This is a genomic window from Paraburkholderia strydomiana, assembly GCF_031456815.1.
GTDB lineage: Bacteria > Pseudomonadota > Gammaproteobacteria > Burkholderiales > Burkholderiaceae > Paraburkholderia > Paraburkholderia caledonica.
The window spans coordinates 343,956-362,817 of record NZ_JAVDVL010000004.1 but is presented as its reverse complement, the minus strand read 5'-3'; the positions used below and the strand labels follow the sequence as shown (position 1 = coordinate 362,817).

The window sequence follows — 18,862 nt, the reverse complement described above, 5'->3', positions numbered from 1 at the left end:
CTCGGTCGCTTCCGAGGAACGTCATGAAGCGCATTGTCAGACGCGTACGCAATCGACGAAATATTCGATGCGTCCGTTGATCATCTCGCCGACGAGCCCGTGAATGTCCGTGTGGAAACCCGGGAAACGCTCGTTGAATTCACGCGCGAATCGCAGATAGTTGACGATGGTCTTGTTAAAGCGCTCGCCCGGAATCAGCAACGGAATGCCCGGCGGGTACGGCGTCAACAGAATCGAGGTGACACGACCTTCGAGTTCGTCGATGGGTACGCGGTCGATCTCACGGTGCGCGAGCTTCGCGAACGCGTCGGACGGCTTCATCGCCGGCTCCATGCTCGACAGGTACATCTCGGTCGTGAGACGCGCAATGTCGTTCGCGCGGTAGACGCTGTGGATCTGCTGGCACAGGTCGCGCAAACCGACACGCTCATAAGTCGGATGCAGCGCGACGAAGTCCGGCAACACGCGCCATAGCGGCTGGTTGTTGTCGTAGTCGTCCTTGAACTGCTGGAGCTCGGTCACCATCGAATTCCAGCGGCCCTTCGTGATGCCGATCGTGAACATGATGAAGAACGAATACAGCCCGGTCTTCTCGACGATGATGCCGTGCTCGGCGAGGTACTTCGTCACGATCGCGGCCGGAATGCCCGTCTCACCGAAACCGCCGTCCATGTCCAGACCCGGCGTGACGATGGTCGCCTTGATCGGATCGAGCATGTTGAAGCCTTCGGCAAGCGGTCCGAAACCGTGCCAGGAATCGTTCGGGCGAAGCATCCAGTCTTCGCGCGAGCCGATGCCTTCGTCGGCGAACTGGTCCGGGCCCCAGACCTTGAAGAACCAGTCGTCGCCGTATTCCGTGTCGACCTTGGTCATCGCGCGGCGGAAGTCCAGCGCTTCCGCAATCGACTCTTCGACCAAAGCGGTGCCGCCGGGCGCTTCCATCATGGCCGCGGCCACGTCGCACGAAGCGATGATCGCGTATTGCGGGCTCGTCGACGTATGCATCAGATACGCCTCGTTGAAGCGGTGCTTGTCGAAGCGGCTGTTCTTCGAATCCTGCACGACGATCTGCGACGCCTGCGAAATGCCGGCCAGCAGCTTGTGCGTGGAGTGCGTGGCAAAGACCATTGCGCCGATGCGCGGGCGGCCCGCGCCGATCGCATGCATGTCCTGATAGAACTCGTGGAACTCGGCATGCGGCAGCCACGCTTCGTCGAAGTGAAGCGTGTCGAGCCACTCGCCCAACATTTCCTTTATCATCTCGACGTTGTAAATCACGCCGTCATACGTGCTTTGCGTGATCGTCAGAATGCGCGGCTTGAGGTCGGGATTTTTCGCCAGCGCTTCGCGTGCGAACGGATTCGCCTCGATCTTTCTGCGGATGTTTTCCGGCTCGAATTCCGACCGCGGAATCGGGCCGATGATGCCGAAGTTGTTGCGCGTCGGCGTGAGGAAAACGGGAATCGCGCCGGTCATCGTGATCGCGTGAAGGATCGACTTGTGGCAGTTGCGGTCGACCAGCACGATGTCGCCCGGCGCGACCGTGCCGTGCCAGACGATCTTGTTCGAGGTCGACGTGCCGTTGGTCACGAAGAACACATGGTCCGCGCTGAAGATGCGCGCGGCGTTGCGCTCGGAAGCCGCAACGGGGCCGGTGTGATCGAGCAGTTGACCGAGTTCGTCCACGGCGTTGCAGACGTCCGCGCGCAGCATGTTTTCGCCGAAGAACTGATGGAACATCTGGCCGAGCGGGCTCTTCAGGAACGCAACGCCCCCCGAGTGGCCGGGACAGTGCCACGAATACGAGCCTTCGTCCGCGTACTGCACCAGTTCCTTGAAGAACGGCGGCGCGAGCGAGTCCAGATAAACCTTGGTCTCGCGGATGATATGGCGCGCGACGAACTCCGGCGTGTCCTCGAACATATGGATGAAGCCGTGCAGTTCGCGCAGGATGTCGTTCGGCAAGTGGCGGGACGTACGCGTTTCGCCGTACAGGAAGATCGGAATGTCCGCGTTACGGCGGCGCACTTCCGTCACGAACGCGCGCAGCGCGACGATGGCGGCCGCCAGTTCCGGCGTTTCCCCTTCGACCACGACGTTTTCGACGTAGGGCAGCAACTCGTCGTCGTCGATGGAAAGGATGAAGCACGACGCGCGGCTCGACTGCTGCGCAAACGAAGTCAGATCGCCGTAGCTCGTCAACCCGAGCACTTCCGCGCCTTCTTTCTCGATTGCTTCGGCCAAAGCCCGGATGCCGGAACCCGAGATGTTCTCGGAGCGGAAATCTTCGTCGATGATGACGACGGGAAAACGGAACTTCATGGGCGATTCTCCAAAAAGAACGACCGCTGCACTGGATAGATTGCAGCGGTCACCCTGTGTACCTGGTGGGTCAATGCGCTGCCGACGTCACGTCTTCGGCAACGTGACCCCGTGCTGACCTTGATATTTGCCGCCGCGATCCGCGTACGACGTTTCACAAATCTCGTCGCTTTCGAAAAACAGCACCTGGGCGACGCCTTCGTTCGCGTAGATTTTCGCAGGCAAAGGTGTCGTATTTGAGAATTCGAGCGTGACGTGACCTTCCCATTCCGGCTCGAACGGCGTGACGTTCACGATGATGCCGCAGCGCGCGTAAGTGGACTTGCCGAGACACACGGTCAGTACCGAGCGCGGAATGCGGAAATACTCGACCGTGCGGGCGAGCGCGAACGAATTAGGCGGGATGATGCAGACGTCGCCTTTGAAGTCCACGAACGATTTCTCGTCGAAATTTTTCGGATCGACAATGGTCGAGTTGATGTTCGTGAAGATCTTGAATTCGTCGGCGCAGCGAATGTCGTAGCCGTAGCTCGATGTGCCGTAACTGACGATCTTCCGGCCGTCTTCGGAGACGCGAACCTGATCGGGCACGAACGGCTCGATCATTTTGTGCGACTCGGCCATGCGCCGGATCCACTTGTCGGATTTGATGGTCATAGGTGAACGCTGCTCGACGTGAATAACAGGAGTGTGACGGATAACAACCCGGCGCGTGCCGGGCACGTTGCGGCCGGTTGTCCCACTTTCAAGGCCGGGTTTTGCCGGTGCGCTCCGCAAGAAGCTGCCCGGGGCCGTACTGGCGATGACGCCGGCCGGCCGCCGCGGCGAAAGGCGCTTATTTTACGCGATCACGAGGATGGTGCCGCATATACGCGCCACTGATGAGCGCGAGGGAGCCGCCTGGGTTTGCTTTGATCCGCTCTCGTCCGCGTTTCGGCCGCTTCAGGCAGCCTGGCCACAGGCAGGGGCAACAGGGCAACTACGCGGTGATCCGTCATTGGCGGATCAAACCGCAAGCGAGTGCGGGACCCGCGCCATGCTGCGGATACGCGTAGGGATCGGTTGCGTCGTGATGGAGCAGCACCGCGCGTTGCAGGACCGAACGGATACCGTCGAGCGAGACGTCCGGGGCGACGATGAAGCCGGTTGCCACGCCGTTCGCGTCCGCATGAATGTTGCCGAGGTCGCCTTCGACGCGCGCACCCGCCTTCAGACGCTCGGCAGCCGGCGAGAACACCTGGCCCGCGCTGGAGCCGTCGGTTGCGTTGCAGTCGCCGCGCTCGTGAACCTGAAGCGCGTGATCGCTGTTAGGCGGCAAGCCCGCGAGATTGTAGGTAACCTGAACGCCGTCCGAGCGCTCGATGAACGTAACGAGGCCGCGCGCCTGATTGCCCACGGTGGGCAGCAACTGCGCGTCGGCGCGCTTTTCCTGTGGTCTCAGGAAAGCGCTGCACCCGCATAACAGCATACTGCTGGCAGTCAGAACGATGAAAGCATGCACCGCCTGCCAGTCGATTCGTTTTCCCATGCGATCCTCGTGCCGGCTGGCGGCCGCCCCTGCGGTTGCCGAGCCGAACCTGTGAAGTCGACATGATACCGCGAGACCAGGCGCAAATAGACGCCCCCGGCCCCCTTTCGCCCGTCGTTTGAAGGGCTCGTCAGGTGTTCTGCACGACGATGTTGGGAAACTTGGACGTCATGTCGCGGGCGCGCTCGGCGATATGAACCGCGACCTTCCGCGCGATCGTGCTGTAAATCTCCGCAATGCGCCCTTGCGGATCGGCCACTACCGTCGGCCGGCCAGAGTCGGCCTGCTCGCGGATCGCAATGTCGAGCGGCAGGCTGCCGAGCACGTCGACGCCATATTCCTTACCCATGCGCTCGCCGCCTCCCGAGCCGAAGATATGCTCTTCATGGCCGCAATTCGAGCAGATATGCATGGCCATATTCTCGACGATGCCGAGAATCGGAATGCCGACTTTCTCGAACATTTTCAGGCCCTTGCGGGCGTCGAGCAGCGCAATGTCCTGCGGCGTGGTGACGATCACCGCGCCGGTCACGGGCACGCGTTGCGAGAGCGTTAACTGGATGTCCCCGGTGCCCGGCGGCATATCGACGATCAGGTAATCGAGATCGCGCCAGTTGGTCTGCCGCAGCAGCTGTTCCAGTGCCGACGTAGCCATCGGGCCGCGCCACACCATCGGGTTGTCCTGCTCGATCAGAAAGCCGATGGAGTTGGCCTGCAGACCGTGGCCCGTCATCGGGTTCATGGTCTTCTCGTCCGGCGATTCGGGGCGCCCTTCGATGCCCAGCATCAGCGGCAGCGAGGGTCCGTAGATATCCGCGTCGAGTATGCCGACCGACGCGCCCTCGCTAGCCAGCGCCAGCGCGAGGTTAACGGCGGTCGTGCTCTTGCCGACGCCACCCTTGCCCGACGCCACGGCCACGATATTTTTAACATTCGGCAAGAGTTTCACGCCGCGCTGCACCGTATGCGCCGCGATTTCCTGCGACAACTGAATGTGCGTCTGCGCCACGCCCGGCACGGCCTGCAACGCGTCGGCGAACTGCTTGCGGATGGCCTCGAACTGGCGCATGGCCGGATAGCCGAGTACCACCGCGACGTTAACCGTGTCACCCTCCACGGCTACGTTTTTAATGTTCCTGGCTGCGGCATACGGCCGGCCGGTGTTGGGGTCAGTGACGGCTGCGAGGGCAGCGTCGACCAAAGCCCGATCGATACTCATTGACACTCCAAGGGAACACCTGCGGCGCGGCGCAATCGAAGCTTCGGCCACGCGCCGGAATTGCAAGAAATTGTTAGACAGCATTGCGAAAACCAGGCGTGCCGGGCACCCTTTGGGCCGGCGGTCGCCGTGGGGCCGCATCGCTGCGTGCGCCAGGCTTTATTGTAGTGGCTCACGTCGAGCGCTGCCGGAAGACCCTTCTTCATTGTCGGACCGGGACTGAAGAACGCGTGGGGTTTTCCGCCTGGCTTGCGTGTCCCTTGGGTTGTTCGCACTGTCGAGCAGTCTGTTCTGGTGCCGTGACGTTCGCCACGCAGGCTCTAGCGCCACGGACGCTTCACCCGCGCGCGTTACTCGCGCGCTTTATTCGCGTCATTCGCTTTACTCGAAAGGAATCAAAAATGAATGCAAAAATCACGACTCGCCTGGCCATTCTCGCCGTTTCGGGCTCCCTGCTCGCAGGTTGCGCCAGCCAGCAGGGCACTAACACGGCAGTGGGTACGGGCGTAGGCGCCGGCACCGGCGCGGCGCTGGGCGCAATTTTCGGCGGCGGCAAGGGCGCGGCTATTGGCGCCGGCGTCGGCGCAGCGGTGGGCGGCATCACCGGCTACAACTGGCAATCCATTCACAACAAGCTGTCGGGCGCCACCAAGGGCACGGGCACGCAGATCACCGAGCAGCCGGACGGCTCACTCAAGCTGAACATTCCGAGCTCCGTCACGTTCGACACCAACAGCTATGCGATCAAGCCGTCGTTCGCGCCGGTGCTGGATCAGCTGACGCAAACGCTGCAGCAGAATCCGGAAGTGATCGCCCAAGTGGTCGGCCACACCGACAGCACGGGTCAACCGGCTTATAACCAGACGCTGTCGGTCAATCGCGCGCAAAGCGTGACCGGCTATCTGGCGCAACGCGGCGTCGCGCCGCAGCGTTTGTCGGCACAAGGCATGGGCCAGAACCAGCCGATCGCCGACAACAACACCGAAGCCGGCCGTGCAGCAAACCGTCGCGTGGAAATCTATCTGCGCGCCACGGCTCAGCACACGACGCAATAACAGCAACGCACGATTGAGCAGGGGAATTGGGGCCGGAGATTCGCAGCACCGGGCTGACCGGCGTTGCCGATTCAGTTATCCGGTGGCCGGCAGCCTGATGCTGAGCCGGCTGTAAAAACGCCGCGCGGAAAATCTCTCGCGAGGACGAAAAAATTTCGAACTCTCCCGAAATTCCGCTGTCTGTCTTTACGGTACGTGGCTGGCGAAGCCGCCGCGTCACCATTCTCCTCTTGTCGTTGTTGCTCCGGGGTTAATCGCCCCGGTTTTTTTTGGGCGCTCGCTTTTCGCAGTGCCCGAGGCAGCGCGGCATCTGCGCGCCCGCGCGAGCCACGCCCGCAGGCGCCTGCCCTGCTAGAATCGACCTTTCGTCCCACCGCAGGCTCCCACCATCCTTATGTCAGCACCCGCAACCGATCTCACTGCAGGCGCGCCGTCGGCCCGCCGCCAGGTTCTCGTCACGTCGGCCCTTCCTTATGCGAACGGGCAAATCCATATTGGCCATCTGGTTGAATATATCCAGACGGACATCTGGGTCCGCACGCTGCGAATGCACGGGCACGAGGTCTATTACGTGGGCGCCGACGACACACACGGCACGCCGGTCATGCTGCGCGCGGAACTGGAAGGTTTGACGCCGAAGCAGCTGATCGACCGCGTCTGGCAGGAGCACAAGCGCGACTTCGACAGCTTCGGGATCTCGTTCGACAACTATTACTCGACCGATTCCGAAGAGAACCGCGTCCTGAGTGAGAACGTGTATCTCGCGCTGAAGGAAGCGGGTTTGATCGACGCCCGCGATATCGAACAGGCGTACGACCCGGTCAAGGAAATGTTCCTCCCGGACCGCTTCATCAAGGGCGAATGCCCCAAGTGCGGCGCGAAAGACCAGTATGGCGACAGCTGCGAAGTGTGCGGCTCGACCTATCAGCCTACCGAGCTCGTCAATCCGTACTCGGTGGTCTCGGGCGCCACGCCGATTCGCAAGACATCGACGCATTACTTCTTCCGCCTGTCCGATCCGCGCTGCGAGAATTTCCTGCGCGCGTGGGTGGGCGGCCTCGCCCAGCCGGAAGCGACCAACAAGATGCGCGAGTGGCTGGGCGACGCCGGTGAAGCGAAGCTCGCCGACTGGGATATTTCGCGTGACGCGCCGTATTTCGGCTTCGAAATTCCGGGCGCGCCGGGCAAATACTTCTACGTGTGGCTGGATGCGCCGGTCGGCTACTACGCGAGCTTCAAGAACCTCGCCCAGAAGCGCGGGCTGGACTTCGACGCGTGGGTTCGCCCGGGCTCGAAGGCCGAGCAGTATCACTTTATCGGCAAGGACATTCTGTATTTCCACACGTTGTTCTGGCCGGCCATGCTCGAATTTTCGGGCCACCGCACGCCGACCAACGTGTTCGCGCACGGCTTCCTGACCGTGGACGGCGCGAAAATGTCGAAGTCGCGCGGCACTTTCATCACTGCGCAAAGCGTGATCGACACCGGCCTGAACCCGGAATGGCTGCGATACTACTTCGCGGCCAAGCTGAACAGCACGATGGAAGACCTCGACCTGAATCTCGACGACTTCCAGGCGCGCGTGAACAGCGATCTGGTTGGCAAGTACGTGAACATCGCGAGCCGCGCCGCCGGCTTCCTGATCAAGCGCTTCGACGGCCGCGTGCAGGACAGCGCGATGCAGCACCCGCTGCTCGCGTCGCTGCGCGCCGCCGTACCGCAGATCGCCGCGAACTACGAAGCTCGCGAGTACAACCGCGCGCTGCGCCAGACCATGGAACTGGCCGACGCGGTCAACGCCTACGTCGACACGGCGAAGCCCTGGGACCAGGCGAAAGATCCGGCCAATGCCGTCGCGCTGCACGAAACCTGCAGCGTGAGCATCGAGGCGTTCCGCCTGCTGTCGCTTGCGCTCAAGCCCGTGCTGCCGAAGCTCGCGGAAGCGGTTGAAGCGTTCCTCGGCATCGAGCCGCTCGTGTGGGCCGACGCGAATGTACCGCTCAGTTCGGCGCGCCCGATCAACGCGTACAAGCATTTGATGACGCGCGTCGACCCCAAGCAGATCGAAGCCTTGCTGGCAGCCAATCGCGACTCGCTGCAAGCCACGCCGGAAGCGGGTGCGCCGGCTGCGGACGCGAAGGCGAAGTCGAAGGCCGCAAAGGCTACCCCTGCGGACAAGGACGACACGCCCGAAGTCATCTCCATCGACGACTTCGCGAAGATCGATCTGCGTGTCGCAAAGATCGTCGATTGCAAGGCGGTCGAAGGTTCGGACAAGCTGTTGCAACTCACGCTGGACGTCGGCGAGGAGAAAACGCGCAACGTATTTTCCGGCATCAAGTCCGCGTATCAGCCGGAGCAACTCATCGGCAAGCTAACGGTGATGGTCGCGAACCTCGCGCCGCGCAAGATGAAGTTTGGCCTGTCGGAAGGCATGGTGCTGGCGGCGTCGGCGACCGACGAGAAAGCCGAACCTGGCCTCTACGTGCTGGAGCCGCACAGCGGCGCCAAGCCGGGCATGCGTGTGAAGTAACGCGCAAGCGCATACGTACGCACACACCCGCAACACGGTTAGCTGCAACAAGCAAAACGGCACGCTGTAAAAGGCGTGCCGTTTTTTTGCCTGCACTTTCATGCGCGGCGCATTGCGCTCCTCAAGACAGCAAGAGTGGCCAGAAGCAGATCACCACTTGATGCGGTCGTAGCGCCGCGTGTATAGCAGCTCGATCCCGTCGAATGTGCCGCCATAGGCCGCGACGGACCAATAGCGCGTCAGGTTGACGGTCGCCTTGACTGCGTTGCTCGCCGACTGCAGCCCCTGCTCATAGCCGATCACGAGCCATTCGTTGATCGCCTTCGACACCATCACGACCTGCGGGTCGGTCAATCCGACTTCGCTGCGGCCAATCGAAAACTCGTCGAGACCGAAAGTCTGCGCGATCCGCTTGCCGCTCGCACTGCCGAGCAACGCGAGCGCGGTCGTCATCGTGCTCTGCTGGCCGAGGTTGTTGCCCTGATCGGTGCCATGGCCAAAGAGCAGCCACGAGAGTTTTTCGTTATCGGGCACGTTCGGCTCTGACACGAGCTTCGCGACCGGGAAGTTCACGGTGCCCGTGACCGAGACGCCCGCTTCCACCTGCTGATTGCGGCGCATCGCCAGAATGTTGATGCCGGGGTTGGCGACCGGTCCGTTGAACGTGAAGAAGCCGCTCTCGATATTGAGCTTGCGGCCGAACGCGGTGTACGTGGAGCCTTGCGTCACGCGCACGTTGCCGACCGCGCGCAGCGGCAGGTTCGGCGCGCTCATCGCCGTGATGGTGCCGGTCAGGCCGAGGTCGGCCCCTTGTCCGCGAAACCGGAAGTTGTTGCCCAGGTTGATGTCGATGTTCGCACGCGGAGCAAATGGACCGACCGGCTTATTGCTGCCCGGCACCGGTCGCGGCCGCTCACCAGCCACCGTGCCGTCCGGGCGTACGACCACCACGTCGTCGCCGAGCTTGGGCGCGGATTGCTCCGGCAGGTCGAACAGCGCGTGGTCGACGGTAAACTTGCCGTTGATCGCCATGCCGCCCTGCGCGCCCGCGTTGGCGACGCTCGCGCTGCCCGTCAGCGACAGATTACGATCCGGCGCCGCAAAGAGTTCGAGTTTGTCCGCGACGATGCTCGCAGTCAGGTCGGGCTCCGCTCCGTCCAGACGCACCCGGCCGGTTGCGCGCAACGTCCCGCTCGCGCCGTGGAATTCGACCTGCTCGAAGTCGACGAGGTTGTGCGACAGCGCGACCCGTACGACGCCGTCCTTTAACTGCACGCCCTGGTCGACAAGCGTGGCGGAAAGCCCGTCGCCGAGCAGCGAACCCGTCAGGTTAGGCTTGGCGACGGTGCCGCCAAGCGCGAGCTTCAACGCGAGGTGGCCGTCGAGCAGATAGCTCGGCCCGAACAGCCCGCCGGTCGTTTTCAGCGACGGCACATTGGCGTTGACATTGCCGGTAAGCGCGCCCTCTTCGTTGACGCTCAGGAAGCCGTCGCGCTCAACCAGCGTGGTGTGCGCGTCGGCGTCGATCACGCCGATGCGGCTCGCCTGCGCATGCACCGTCGCGTTCAGATGATTGCCGCCGCTGAACTCGGCGCGCGCGGCGATATCGGAAATACCCAGCGACGCCAGCCCGCGGCCAATCTCGACGGTGACGTCGCCGCTCCGGCGACGCAACTGGATATGGCCGCTCGCCGTGGTGCCGAGCGCAAAGTCCCAGTCGCCGTCGAATATCAGATCGGTCTTGACGGCCGGCGGCGTGCCGGTGATCTCGCGCCGCAAGTCCTGCAGCCGCGCCACGGAAATGCCAGTCAGGTTGCCCGCCGACTGAACCTTGCCGTGGTCGAAAGAGAACGACTTCAGGCTCAACACCGCGCCTTCGAGCGTGAGCCGTGTCGCGCCGAGCGTCAGGCGGCGCGGCCCGGCGCTCACGGCAAGCGGCGACTCGAGATTCAACGCGGGCGTGCCGCGGTTTTGCAGACGTGTCACCGTGCCGTCCCAGCGCGTGCCGTCGCGCGCCTCGGTGAGCTTGCCGTTGGCCGCCAGCGTCAGATCCAGGGGGCGATCCTGCAGCTTGCCGGTGGCCGCGGCTTCGAGCGAGTGACTGGCGCGCGTGCCGGTGAGACGCGCGGTGAGCGTGGCGAGATCGACGCCGCCAGCGCTCACGTTGCGCGCGTCTGTCGTGAAGACGAGCGCGCCGTTCGCGCCGTCGCGCAGTTCGGCGTGACCTTCTGCATGACCGATACGGTTGCTGCTCAACACGACGCTGTCGGCCTTGTAGTTCAGCACCACGTTCGGATGCTCGAACGAGCCGGTGAGGTCGCCGTCGGCGGCGACGAGCCCGGCGAGGCCGAAGCCGAGGCGCTCGAGCGCCGGTGCGTCGATATGAAAGCGCAAGCGGTCGCCGCGTGCGCCGAAGCTCCCTTGCAGATCGACCTGGTTGCCCGCCACCGAAAGGTTCGCGCGGCTCGGCAAAATCCGCGAGCCCGCAAGTTGCACCGTGCCGCCGCCGGTCAGCGGCAGGCCGTCGTAGACACTTGGACCCAGCTTGAACTCGGCTTTGGTGGTGAAAACGGGCGCGAGCATGCCGGTCGCGGTCAGCGTGCCGTTGACTTTCGCCTCGATCTTGCGCGCTGGCGGCGCAGCGCGCTTCCGCGCGGGTGTCTTGCGCTCGATCACCTCTTTCTTCACGACGGCCTTGCCTGTGTTCTTCACGGCCGCCGCGGCCTTGTCGGCCGGAGCTGCGCTTTTGGCGCCGGCCGTGCTGCCGGCTTGCGCCGCGGCCTGCGCGGACAGCCGGCCCTTCGCCTCGCTCTGCGGCACTGCAGGTCCGTTGACTGGCGCGCGAGACGGCATTTGCGAGGCCAGCGTCAACGGATCGAAATCGGTGAGTTGCGCCTTCAGGTTGTAGCTGGAATTCGCGTCGTGCTTGAGGGCGCCGGACAGATCGATGCGGCCTTTGCCCGACGAGATACGCACGTCGTTGAAGCTGAGCCGCGCGGGGTCCATGGTCAGTTTGCCCTGCGCGCGCAGCGCCGCTTTGGGATCGGCCAGATCGAGCGTGACGGTTTGGATATCGTCGTTGAGCCTGATAGCGATCGGGCCGGACAGCTGCGTGGGCCGCACCGTCGCCTGAAGCGCGTTCAGGTCGAGACCGGCGACCTGCAGATCGAACTGGCCGCGCTTGCCGCTGAGCGCGCCGCTGCCGGTCAGCGTGGCGCTCTTCACGAGGCGTACGGCAAGATTCGAAATGCGCTGCGCGCTCGCGTCGAGGCGCACGTCGGCGTTGGCGTCGATGAGCGGCAGCAGGTGTTGATCGATCGCGCCGGGACGTGCGTTGACAATCGAGATATGGCCCGCCACTGCCAAACCGCCGGCGCTCTTGCCGGCCGTGTGCGGCTGGCTGGCGCCCGTGGAATGTCCTGCGGTTGCGCCTTGTGCGGAGTTCAGCGAAGTCGTTACGCTGGCTCCACTGGCTCCCCTGGCTCCACTGGCCCCGCTAGCCCCACTAGCCGCGCTCGCCCCAACCCCGCCCGCCTCCTGCCCCACCGGCTGCAGCTCCGCCCTCACGGCGAGATCGGCGAGCGGCGCGCCCGGCGCAAACGCCTGCGGATTGACGTGATCGAACGTCAACGTTGCGCGTTTGAGCGGCACCTCGCCGAACGGCGTCGCCTCGACTTGCGCGTGGCCGGCGAGCTTCATCCCGCTCGCGTCGAGCTCGGCGACGAGATTGGCCAGCGTGCCGCTCAGATGCCCGCCCACCTGCACGGCTTCTTCGTTGACCTTGCCCGAATAACCCACGTCGCCGGTCAGTGGAAACGGCCGCACGCCGTCGAGCTTTGCAGACGCCGTCACCGCGCCGAACGGCGTCTCTAGCCGCTCGACAGCGGCCTCGTGGTGACGGCCGTCGCTGCGTCCATGGAAAGCGAAGTGAGAAAACTCCGTTGTCGACGTGCCCTGGTGCAACAACAGCTTGTCCACTTGCACGTCGCGGATTTCCAGCTGCATCGGCAAGCGGAGATCTTGCGGGAGCTTCAGCGGCTCGCTGCTGCTCGACGGCGAGGCGCCGATGCGCGCGTCCACGGTGCCCACGTGCAGATAGTCGATCGTGAAACGCCACGGCTCGCGCATGAGCGCCCAACGGCCCGACACACGGTCGATCTGGATGTCCGTGCCGCTGCCGTCCAGCGCGCGCCAGCGCACTTCGCGCAGCCGCACGCCGTTCGCGAGCGCTCCGCTTTCCAGCGTGCCGCTCAGCTTGCCGCCCAGCAACTTGACCGCCGCCTGCCATGCATAGGCGGTGCCGCGTTCGGTGGTGAGCGCGCCGTACAGCAGGCCCAGCGCCAACGCGACGAGCAACACCAGCACCACGACCAGCGCGGCGAGCGTTTTCAACAGCAGGCGGCCGGCGCGGCGGCGCTTCGCCGGCGGCGGTTCCGGCGGTCCGGGCGGTTCAGCGCCCGGCGGCGGGTTGCCGGGCGGCTGCACGGGAGGTTGGGCGGAAACGTCCGTCGTCATGCGTGGTTCGTGTACAAGGAGGTGCGCATCAGAAGGCGATACCGAGCGTCAGATAGGGCCGCACACTTCTGTTGCGGATGCCGTATGCCACGTCGACATTGACCGGGCCCACCGGGCTGCGCCAGCGCGCGCCGACGCCCACGCCCGGGAAAAAAGTTTTCTCGCCCCAGGTGTCCGTTGCTGTGCCGACGTCGAAGAAGGCCGCCGCACCCCAGTCGTGCGTGAACCAATGCTGGTATTCCGCCGAAGCCGTAACCAGATATTTAGTCGGCAATACCGAACCCTGAACGTTGTTACCAATGCTCTGGTAGGAATAGCCGCGCACCGAGTTCGAACCGCCCGCACGAAACAGCAGCGAAGCCGGAATGCCGCTCGAACTGCCGCTCGTGAATACGCCGCCGAGCTCCGCGCGAAACACCATGAGGTCTTCCTTGCCGATCGGCAGGTACTGCTGGCCACGCGCGTAGCCGCGGATGAACGTCTGGTCGGTGAGCACACCCTTTACCGCGAAACCGGCCTCGACGTGGATCAGGTTGCCCTTGCGCGGGAACAGCGGGTCGTCGGTATTACGCCGGGTCCACGACCACGACGGCACCAGCGCGCGGCTCGTGGTCGGCTCGCCCACGTTCTGGTCGAGCCGGTCCTGATAGAACAGGATCGCATACGTGTAGTCGATGAACTGCGAAGTGCGAGTACGCTGCACACCACCGCGAATGCTGTAGATACGCGTGTCGGAAACGTCCGTGGTCGTGTAGGACGCCAGCACACTATTGGTCCACCCCCGATGTCCCGGCGGCATGGCAAGTTGAACCTGGCCGTACTGCTGGACCTGATCGACCCGGCCGTCGATGGTGAACGGCCACGCCTTGCCGAACGTGTTCAGATACGAGTACGCGCCTTGCACCAGCGCGCCGTTGTCGGTCGAATAGCCGACGCCGCCGCGAATGCTGTTGTACGGGTACTCCGACACCTTCACATGCAGCGGCGTTTCGACCGGCTTTGCCGGATCGCTGTCCACGTCGATCGCGACGCTCGCGTAATACGGCGTGTTCTGCAACTGCCGCTGCAATTCGGTAATGCGCTGCACGTCGTAGACGTCGCCCACCGAAATCGGATTCACATTCTCGACGATCTGTTCCGGATAACGCCGTGTGCCCGACACGTCCAGCTTGCCCATCGTGAAGGTAGGTCCACTTTCATACGCGACGGACAGCGTGGCCTCGTGCGTACGTGGATCGACGCGCGCCTCGGCGTGATAGATCTTCGCGCCCAGATAGCGGCGCGCCTGCAACGCCTTCAGCGACGCGTTCTTCGCGTCGTCCCAGCCGGCCTGCGAAAACGGGTCGCCCTCGTGCAGCGAAAATGCAAAGCGCGCGGCGTTTTCCTGCGCTGGGTCCTCAGTCAGCACCGGGCCGCGGAACGACAGGGAAATGGAGGTAATGACCGTTTGCGGGCCGGGATCGACGTTGACGGTCACATGCCTGGTTTTCTCGACAGTACGCACGTCCGTGCGCACGATCGGAGTGAAGTAACCTTGCGTGGCGGCCAGATCGCGCACCTGCTGGGGCGTGGCCGTGATCAGAAACTCGAACTGGTCGTCGCTGATGTCGGGACGCTTCGCGAACCGCGCAATGTCCAGGTGTTCTTCCAGCAGCTTGCGCAGTGAGCGCGGCGATGCTTCGACATCGACCTTGTAGCTCGCCGCCGCGCGCGCCGCGTATGCGGGACCGCCAGCCAGCGTCAGCATCAGGATGCCGAGGGCGAGCCACGCGCGCAGCCAGCGCCGCATTGGCGTACGCATTGACGTAGAAACGCCGCGGCCCCCGCCGGCTTTGCTGCGCCGCCCGCGCGGCTGTTGGATCGCACACCCCGCCAAACAGGACCTCCGGCCATGGTTGATGAATTTTGTCGTTCGGGCGCAGTGCCGCCGAAGCTCGCTATTTGACCACATCGGCGGCGCCGCGCTATCTCTAAACGCGCCCGCCAACGCCCGCGCGGCGCATGGCACGAGGCGCACGCGCCCGCCTTTGACGCGCTGCGCGGCGCGCGGGTTCCGGCTGTCCGCGCCGGACGCAATTTCGCAGACGATGCGTCAGCCGCCGGCTCGCTTTTTCGACCGCGCGCGGCGCATGCGCTAAAATTGCGGAATAGCAGCGGCAGCCGTGCGAAGACCACCGCGGCAAAGCCGCCATTTGCCCAACCACGCCCCAACCACGGACGTCGAGCCATGTATCAATCGGACATCACCCAGTTCCTGAACCAGCTCAAGCAGCAGAAGCCCAACCTGGAAGCCGAGCAACGTCGCGGCCGGGCCTTGCTGTGGGACAAGCAGCCGATCGACCTGGAAGAGCGCGCCGAGCAGAAAGCTTCGCGCGTCGAACAGACGCCTTACTCGTACTACCAGAACTTCTGAGCGGCTCCCCGCAACCAATGAATCCCGCCAACGAGGCACACGGCGCGCCGCCGGCTCCGTCCGACGCCGCGCTTGCCACGCCCGCCACCGATTCGACGCCCGACACCGTCGACGGCATTGCTTTCGCACGCCTATACGGCGAGCCGCTCTTCAAGCTGCCGACCGACCTGTATATCCCGCCGGACGCGCTCGAAGTGTTCCTCGAAACGTTCGAGGGCCCGCTGGATCTGTTGCTGTACCTGATCCGCAAGCAGAACTTCAACGTACTCGACATTCCGATGGCGGATGTCACGGTGCAATACCTCGGCTATGTCGACCAGTTGCGCCAGACCAATCTCGAACTCGCGTCCGAATATCTGCTGATGGCCGCCATGCTGATCGAGATCAAGTCGCGCATGCTGCTGCCCGTCAAGAAAGCCGACAGCGGCGAGGAAGCCGAAGACCCGCGCGCGGAACTGGTGCGGCGCCTGCTCGAATACGAGCAGATGAAGCTCGCCGCGCAGCGCATCGACCAGTTGCCGCAACTCGGGCGCGACTTCCTGCGCGCCGAGGTCTATATCGAGCAAAGCATCACGCCGCGTTTTCCCGACGTGAACAGCGAGGACCTGCGCGCCGCCTGGGCCGACGTGATCAAGCGCGCGAAGCTCGTCCAGCATCACAAGATTTCGCGTGAAGAACTGTCTGTGCGCGAGCATATGAGTTCGATCCTGCGGCAACTGCAGAACGCGCGCTTCGTCGAATTTTCCGACCTGTTCGATACCAGCAAGGGTGTGCCGGTCGTGGTGGTCAACTTCATCGCAATGCTCGAGTTGTGCCGCGAATCCCTCGTCGAAATTACTCAGGCCGAGCCGTTCGCACCTATCTACGTGCGCCTCGCCTATTTGCCGGCCTGAAGCGAAAACCGGTTGCGGCGCAGCGGGCCGGGCTTCATGCTCCAAAAAACGGCCGATCAGGCCTCGTTTCGGTGCGTCCGGCGGCCAAATCCACTACAATCCCGCGCTCCGAACCTGTCATTACCAGTGAGGCGGCGGGCCGCGCAATCGCCTGAGGCCTTTGCGTCAACCCAGTCTCGCGCCGCGCGAGGAATCCCTGTCCGATCATGAAAGTCATCAGCTCGATCCATGAATTGCGCGACCAGTTGCGCGGCCAGAATCGCACTGCCTTTGTGCCGACCATGGGCAATCTGCACGAGGGCCATCTGTCGCTGATGCGCCTCGCGCGCCAGCACGGCGATCCGGTGGTGGCGAGCATCTTCGTCAATCGTCTGCAGTTCGGGCCGAACGAGGATTTCGACAAATATCCGCGCACGATGGAAGCGGACATCGAAAAGCTGCAGAAAGAAAACGTCTACGTGCTTTTCGCGCCGACAGAACGCGACCTCTATCCCGAGCCGCAGGAATACCGGGTACACCCGCCGCACGATCTGGGCGACATTCTCGAAGGCGAATTCCGGCCGGGCTTTTTCCAGGGCGTGTGCACCGTCGTGATGAAACTGATGTCGTGCGTGCAACCGCGCGTGGCGGTGTTCGGCAAGAAGGACTACCAGCAGTTGATGATCGTGCGTCGCATGTGCCAGCAATTCGCGGTGCCGACCGACATCATCGCGGCTGAGACGGTGCGCGATACCGACGGTCTTGCGCTCAGCTCGCGCAACCGCTATTTGCAGCCGGACGAGCGCACCGAGGCGCCGATGCTGGCCGCCGAGCTCAATCGCGTGCGCGACGCAGTGCTCGCAGGCGAGCGCGACTTCACGGCGCTGGAGCGCGCGGCGATGGCGTCACTGACCGCCCGCGGCTGGCAGCCTGACTACATCGCAGTGCGCAAGCGCTCGAATCTGCTGCCGCCGGGTCCGCAAGACGCGAACGCGGAACTCGTCGTGCTGGCCGCCGCCAAGCTCGGTGCGACCCGTCTTATCGACAACCTCGAAATCTGAGCCGTCTGGAACACTATGCAACGCAACATGCTGAAGTCGAAGATTCACCGCGTCGCGGTCACGCACTGCGAACTGCACTACGAAGGTTCGTGCGCGATCGACGAAGACCTGCTCGAAGCGGCGAACATCGTCGAAAACGAACGGATCGACATCTGGAACATCAACAATGGTGAGCGCTTCTCGACCTATGCGATCAAGGGCGAGCGCGGCAGCGGCATGATTTCGTTGAACGGCTCGGCCGCGCGGCGCGCGCAACTGGGCGACCTGGTGATCATCGCGGCCTTCGCGGTGGTCGACGAAGCGGAGTTGAAGGCAGGCTGGAAGCCCGACCTCGTGTTCGTCGACGAGAACAACAAGATCAAGGGCAGCCGCGATCACGTGCCGACGCAGGCCTGGAATTGACCGACGCGCTTGCCTGAGTTCTTTGTAACGGAGCTCAGCTTGGCTGGGGGTTGCCACCCCCGGCTCGGCGCCACGCCCTATCGAAGCGGGCGGACATGCCGCCTCGCGGTGGGGGCGCTGATGGCGCGGAATTCCGCCTGATCGCTACGGCTGGCTCCCGTGCTCAGGGCAGTTCGGGTACGCTCACGTCAGCTGTAACGTTGCGAAGCCGGCGCAAACCTCACCAACACCCCGCCCTCACCCCTTCTTACCGGCGCCATTCGTCCACTCGATGATCGGCTGCCACTGCTCCAGATCCTTTTCCACGCGGCTTTTGGCGACGTCCCACAAGGTGAGGCCGTGGGCCGCCAGCTGCACGTAGTTCTGCGTGTCGCGCAGATAGCCGAGCACCGGCAGCTTCAGCCCCTCGACGAAACGGTGCAACTGCTCAGCCGAACGCGTGCGCGAATCGACGCGCATCCCCACCACGCCAATCTCGATCGCACCTTTCCTGACCGCTTTTTCCTTCGCGAGACGCTCCAGAAATTCCTGCGTAGCCAGAATATCGAACATCGACGGCTGCAGCGGCACGATCACCTTGTCGGCCAGATCCAGCGCGATATTCATGCGATTGCCGTGCAAACCCGCCGGGGTGTCGATGATCGCGTGCTCCAGGCCCTTTGGCGGTTTGGCGGGCGTCTCGGGGTTGACTTCCCATGTTTCGATGGCCGGCAGCGTGTCCGGCCGCAACGACAGCCACGCATGCGCGGACTGCTGCTTGTCGAGATCGGCGAGCGCCACCCACTCGCCGGTTGCGGCGAAATAGCCGGCCAGATTGGTCGACAGCGTGCTTTTGCCCACGCCGCCCTTCGGATTCGCCACCACGATTACCGTCATGAATACTCCCGGAATGAAGCCAGGACGACGCCGGCCGGTCCGCCGCATTCTGCCCTGAACCTTCTG

13 protein-coding genes are annotated in these 18,862 nt (G+C 63.7%); 6 read left to right on the top strand and 7 right to left on the bottom strand.

From position 1 onward, the window contains the following. Nucleotides 1-36 precede the first annotated feature (36 nt). The 4 genes from J2W46_RS14045 to apbC form a co-directional block, all read right to left on the bottom strand. On the bottom strand, nucleotides 37-2,322 hold the full coding sequence (locus tag J2W46_RS14045; RefSeq protein ID WP_020065187.1) for an arginine/lysine/ornithine decarboxylase: 2,286 nt from the start codon (nucleotides 2,320-2,322) through the stop codon (nucleotides 37-39). An 87-nt stretch (nucleotides 2,323-2,409) separates the two neighbouring features. Beyond that, nucleotides 2,410-2,979 (bottom strand): dCTP deaminase, encoded by a 570-nt coding sequence (gene dcd / locus J2W46_RS14040; protein ID WP_006048517.1) that lies wholly within the window; start codon nucleotides 2,977-2,979, stop codon nucleotides 2,410-2,412. A 337-nt stretch (nucleotides 2,980-3,316) separates the two neighbouring features. Beyond that, the gene (locus J2W46_RS14035) at nucleotides 3,317-3,850 is read right to left on the bottom strand and encodes a superoxide dismutase family protein (RefSeq protein WP_020065186.1); all 534 of its coding nucleotides are present in this window, start codon (nucleotides 3,848-3,850) and stop codon (nucleotides 3,317-3,319) included. Nucleotides 3,851-3,980: 130 nt separating this feature from the next. After that, entirely contained in the window at nucleotides 3,981-5,069 is a 1,089-nt protein-coding gene (apbC, locus tag J2W46_RS14030; RefSeq protein WP_310354459.1) for an iron-sulfur cluster carrier protein ApbC, read from the bottom strand. A 401-nt stretch (nucleotides 5,070-5,470) separates the two neighbouring features. Between apbC and J2W46_RS14025 the strand changes: the two genes are divergently transcribed. After that, nucleotides 5,471-6,124, top strand: a complete 654-nt coding sequence (locus J2W46_RS14025; protein WP_020065184.1) for an OmpA family protein — start codon at nucleotides 5,471-5,473, stop codon at nucleotides 6,122-6,124. 394 nt (nucleotides 6,125-6,518) lie between these two features. Continuing rightward, nucleotides 6,519-8,657 (top strand): methionine--tRNA ligase, encoded by a 2,139-nt coding sequence (metG, locus tag J2W46_RS14020; RefSeq protein WP_310354457.1) that lies wholly within the window; start codon nucleotides 6,519-6,521, stop codon nucleotides 8,655-8,657. Nucleotides 8,658-8,807: 150 nt separating this feature from the next. Here the strand turns inward: metG and J2W46_RS14015 are convergent, their stop codons facing one another. Then, the gene (locus tag J2W46_RS14015; RefSeq protein WP_310354455.1) at nucleotides 8,808-13,172 is read right to left on the bottom strand and encodes a translocation/assembly module TamB domain-containing protein; all 4,365 of its coding nucleotides are present in this window, start codon (nucleotides 13,170-13,172) and stop codon (nucleotides 8,808-8,810) included. A gap of 28 nt (nucleotides 13,173-13,200) precedes the next feature. After that, nucleotides 13,201-15,048: an autotransporter assembly complex protein TamA gene (locus J2W46_RS14010; RefSeq protein WP_310354453.1), complete on the bottom strand. Its 1,848-nt coding sequence runs from the start codon at nucleotides 15,046-15,048 to the stop codon at nucleotides 13,201-13,203. 351 nt (nucleotides 15,049-15,399) lie between these two features. Here J2W46_RS14010 and J2W46_RS14005 point away from each other — a divergent pair, with 351 nt between their 5' ends. From J2W46_RS14005 to panD, 4 genes are all read left to right on the top strand, one after another. Next, the gene (locus J2W46_RS14005; protein ID WP_007175923.1) at nucleotides 15,400-15,585 is read left to right on the top strand and encodes a DUF3460 family protein; all 186 of its coding nucleotides are present in this window, start codon (nucleotides 15,400-15,402) and stop codon (nucleotides 15,583-15,585) included. 17 nt (nucleotides 15,586-15,602) lie between these two features. Further along, on the top strand, nucleotides 15,603-16,478 hold the full coding sequence (locus J2W46_RS14000) for a segregation and condensation protein A (RefSeq protein WP_310354451.1): 876 nt from the start codon (nucleotides 15,603-15,605) through the stop codon (nucleotides 16,476-16,478). A 206-nt stretch (nucleotides 16,479-16,684) separates the two neighbouring features. Beyond that, complete coding sequence (panC, locus tag J2W46_RS13995) at nucleotides 16,685-17,518, top strand: pantoate--beta-alanine ligase (protein WP_087751364.1); 834 nt, start codon at nucleotides 16,685-16,687, stop codon at nucleotides 17,516-17,518. Between the two features lie 15 nt (nucleotides 17,519-17,533). Continuing rightward, nucleotides 17,534-17,920: an aspartate 1-decarboxylase gene (gene panD / locus J2W46_RS13990; protein WP_008924033.1), complete on the top strand. Its 387-nt coding sequence runs from the start codon at nucleotides 17,534-17,536 to the stop codon at nucleotides 17,918-17,920. Nucleotides 17,921-18,157: 237 nt separating this feature from the next. On the opposite strand, the gene J2W46_RS13985 is transcribed toward panD, so the two are convergent. Then, nucleotides 18,158-18,796, bottom strand: coding sequence for a ParA family protein (locus J2W46_RS13985; RefSeq protein ID WP_020065177.1), 639 nt, complete (start codon nucleotides 18,794-18,796; stop codon nucleotides 18,158-18,160). Nucleotides 18,797-18,862: the final 66 nt, after the last annotated feature.

What these genes read in the sequence shown, in the direction of transcription:
- metG (WP_310354457.1), top strand. Translation starts at nt 6,519, where the DNA reads ATGTCAGCACCCGCAACCGATCTCACTGCAGGCGCGCCGTCGGCCCGC.
- panC (WP_087751364.1), top strand. Translation starts at nt 16,685, where the DNA reads ATGAAAGTCATCAGCTCGATCCATGAATTGCGCGACCAGTTGCGCGGC.
- dcd (WP_006048517.1), bottom strand. Translation starts at nt 2,979, where the DNA reads ATGACCATCAAATCCGACAAGTGGATCCGGCGCATGGCCGAGTCGCAC.
- J2W46_RS14025 (WP_020065184.1), top strand. Translation starts at nt 5,471, where the DNA reads ATGAATGCAAAAATCACGACTCGCCTGGCCATTCTCGCCGTTTCGGGC.
- J2W46_RS14005 (WP_007175923.1), top strand. Translation starts at nt 15,400, where the DNA reads ATGTATCAATCGGACATCACCCAGTTCCTGAACCAGCTCAAGCAGCAG.
- J2W46_RS14035 (WP_020065186.1), bottom strand. Translation starts at nt 3,850, where the DNA reads ATGGGAAAACGAATCGACTGGCAGGCGGTGCATGCTTTCATCGTTCTG.
- J2W46_RS14015 (WP_310354455.1), bottom strand. Translation starts at nt 13,172, where the DNA reads ATGACGACGGACGTTTCCGCCCAACCTCCCGTGCAGCCGCCCGGCAAC.
- J2W46_RS14045 (WP_020065187.1), bottom strand. Translation starts at nt 2,322, where the DNA reads ATGAAGTTCCGTTTTCCCGTCGTCATCATCGACGAAGATTTCCGCTCC.
- J2W46_RS14000 (WP_310354451.1), top strand. Translation starts at nt 15,603, where the DNA reads ATGAATCCCGCCAACGAGGCACACGGCGCGCCGCCGGCTCCGTCCGAC.
- J2W46_RS13985 (WP_020065177.1), bottom strand. Translation starts at nt 18,796, where the DNA reads ATGACGGTAATCGTGGTGGCGAATCCGAAGGGCGGCGTGGGCAAAAGC.
- panD (WP_008924033.1), top strand. Translation starts at nt 17,534, where the DNA reads ATGCAACGCAACATGCTGAAGTCGAAGATTCACCGCGTCGCGGTCACG.
- apbC (WP_310354459.1), bottom strand. Translation starts at nt 5,069, where the DNA reads ATGAGTATCGATCGGGCTTTGGTCGACGCTGCCCTCGCAGCCGTCACT.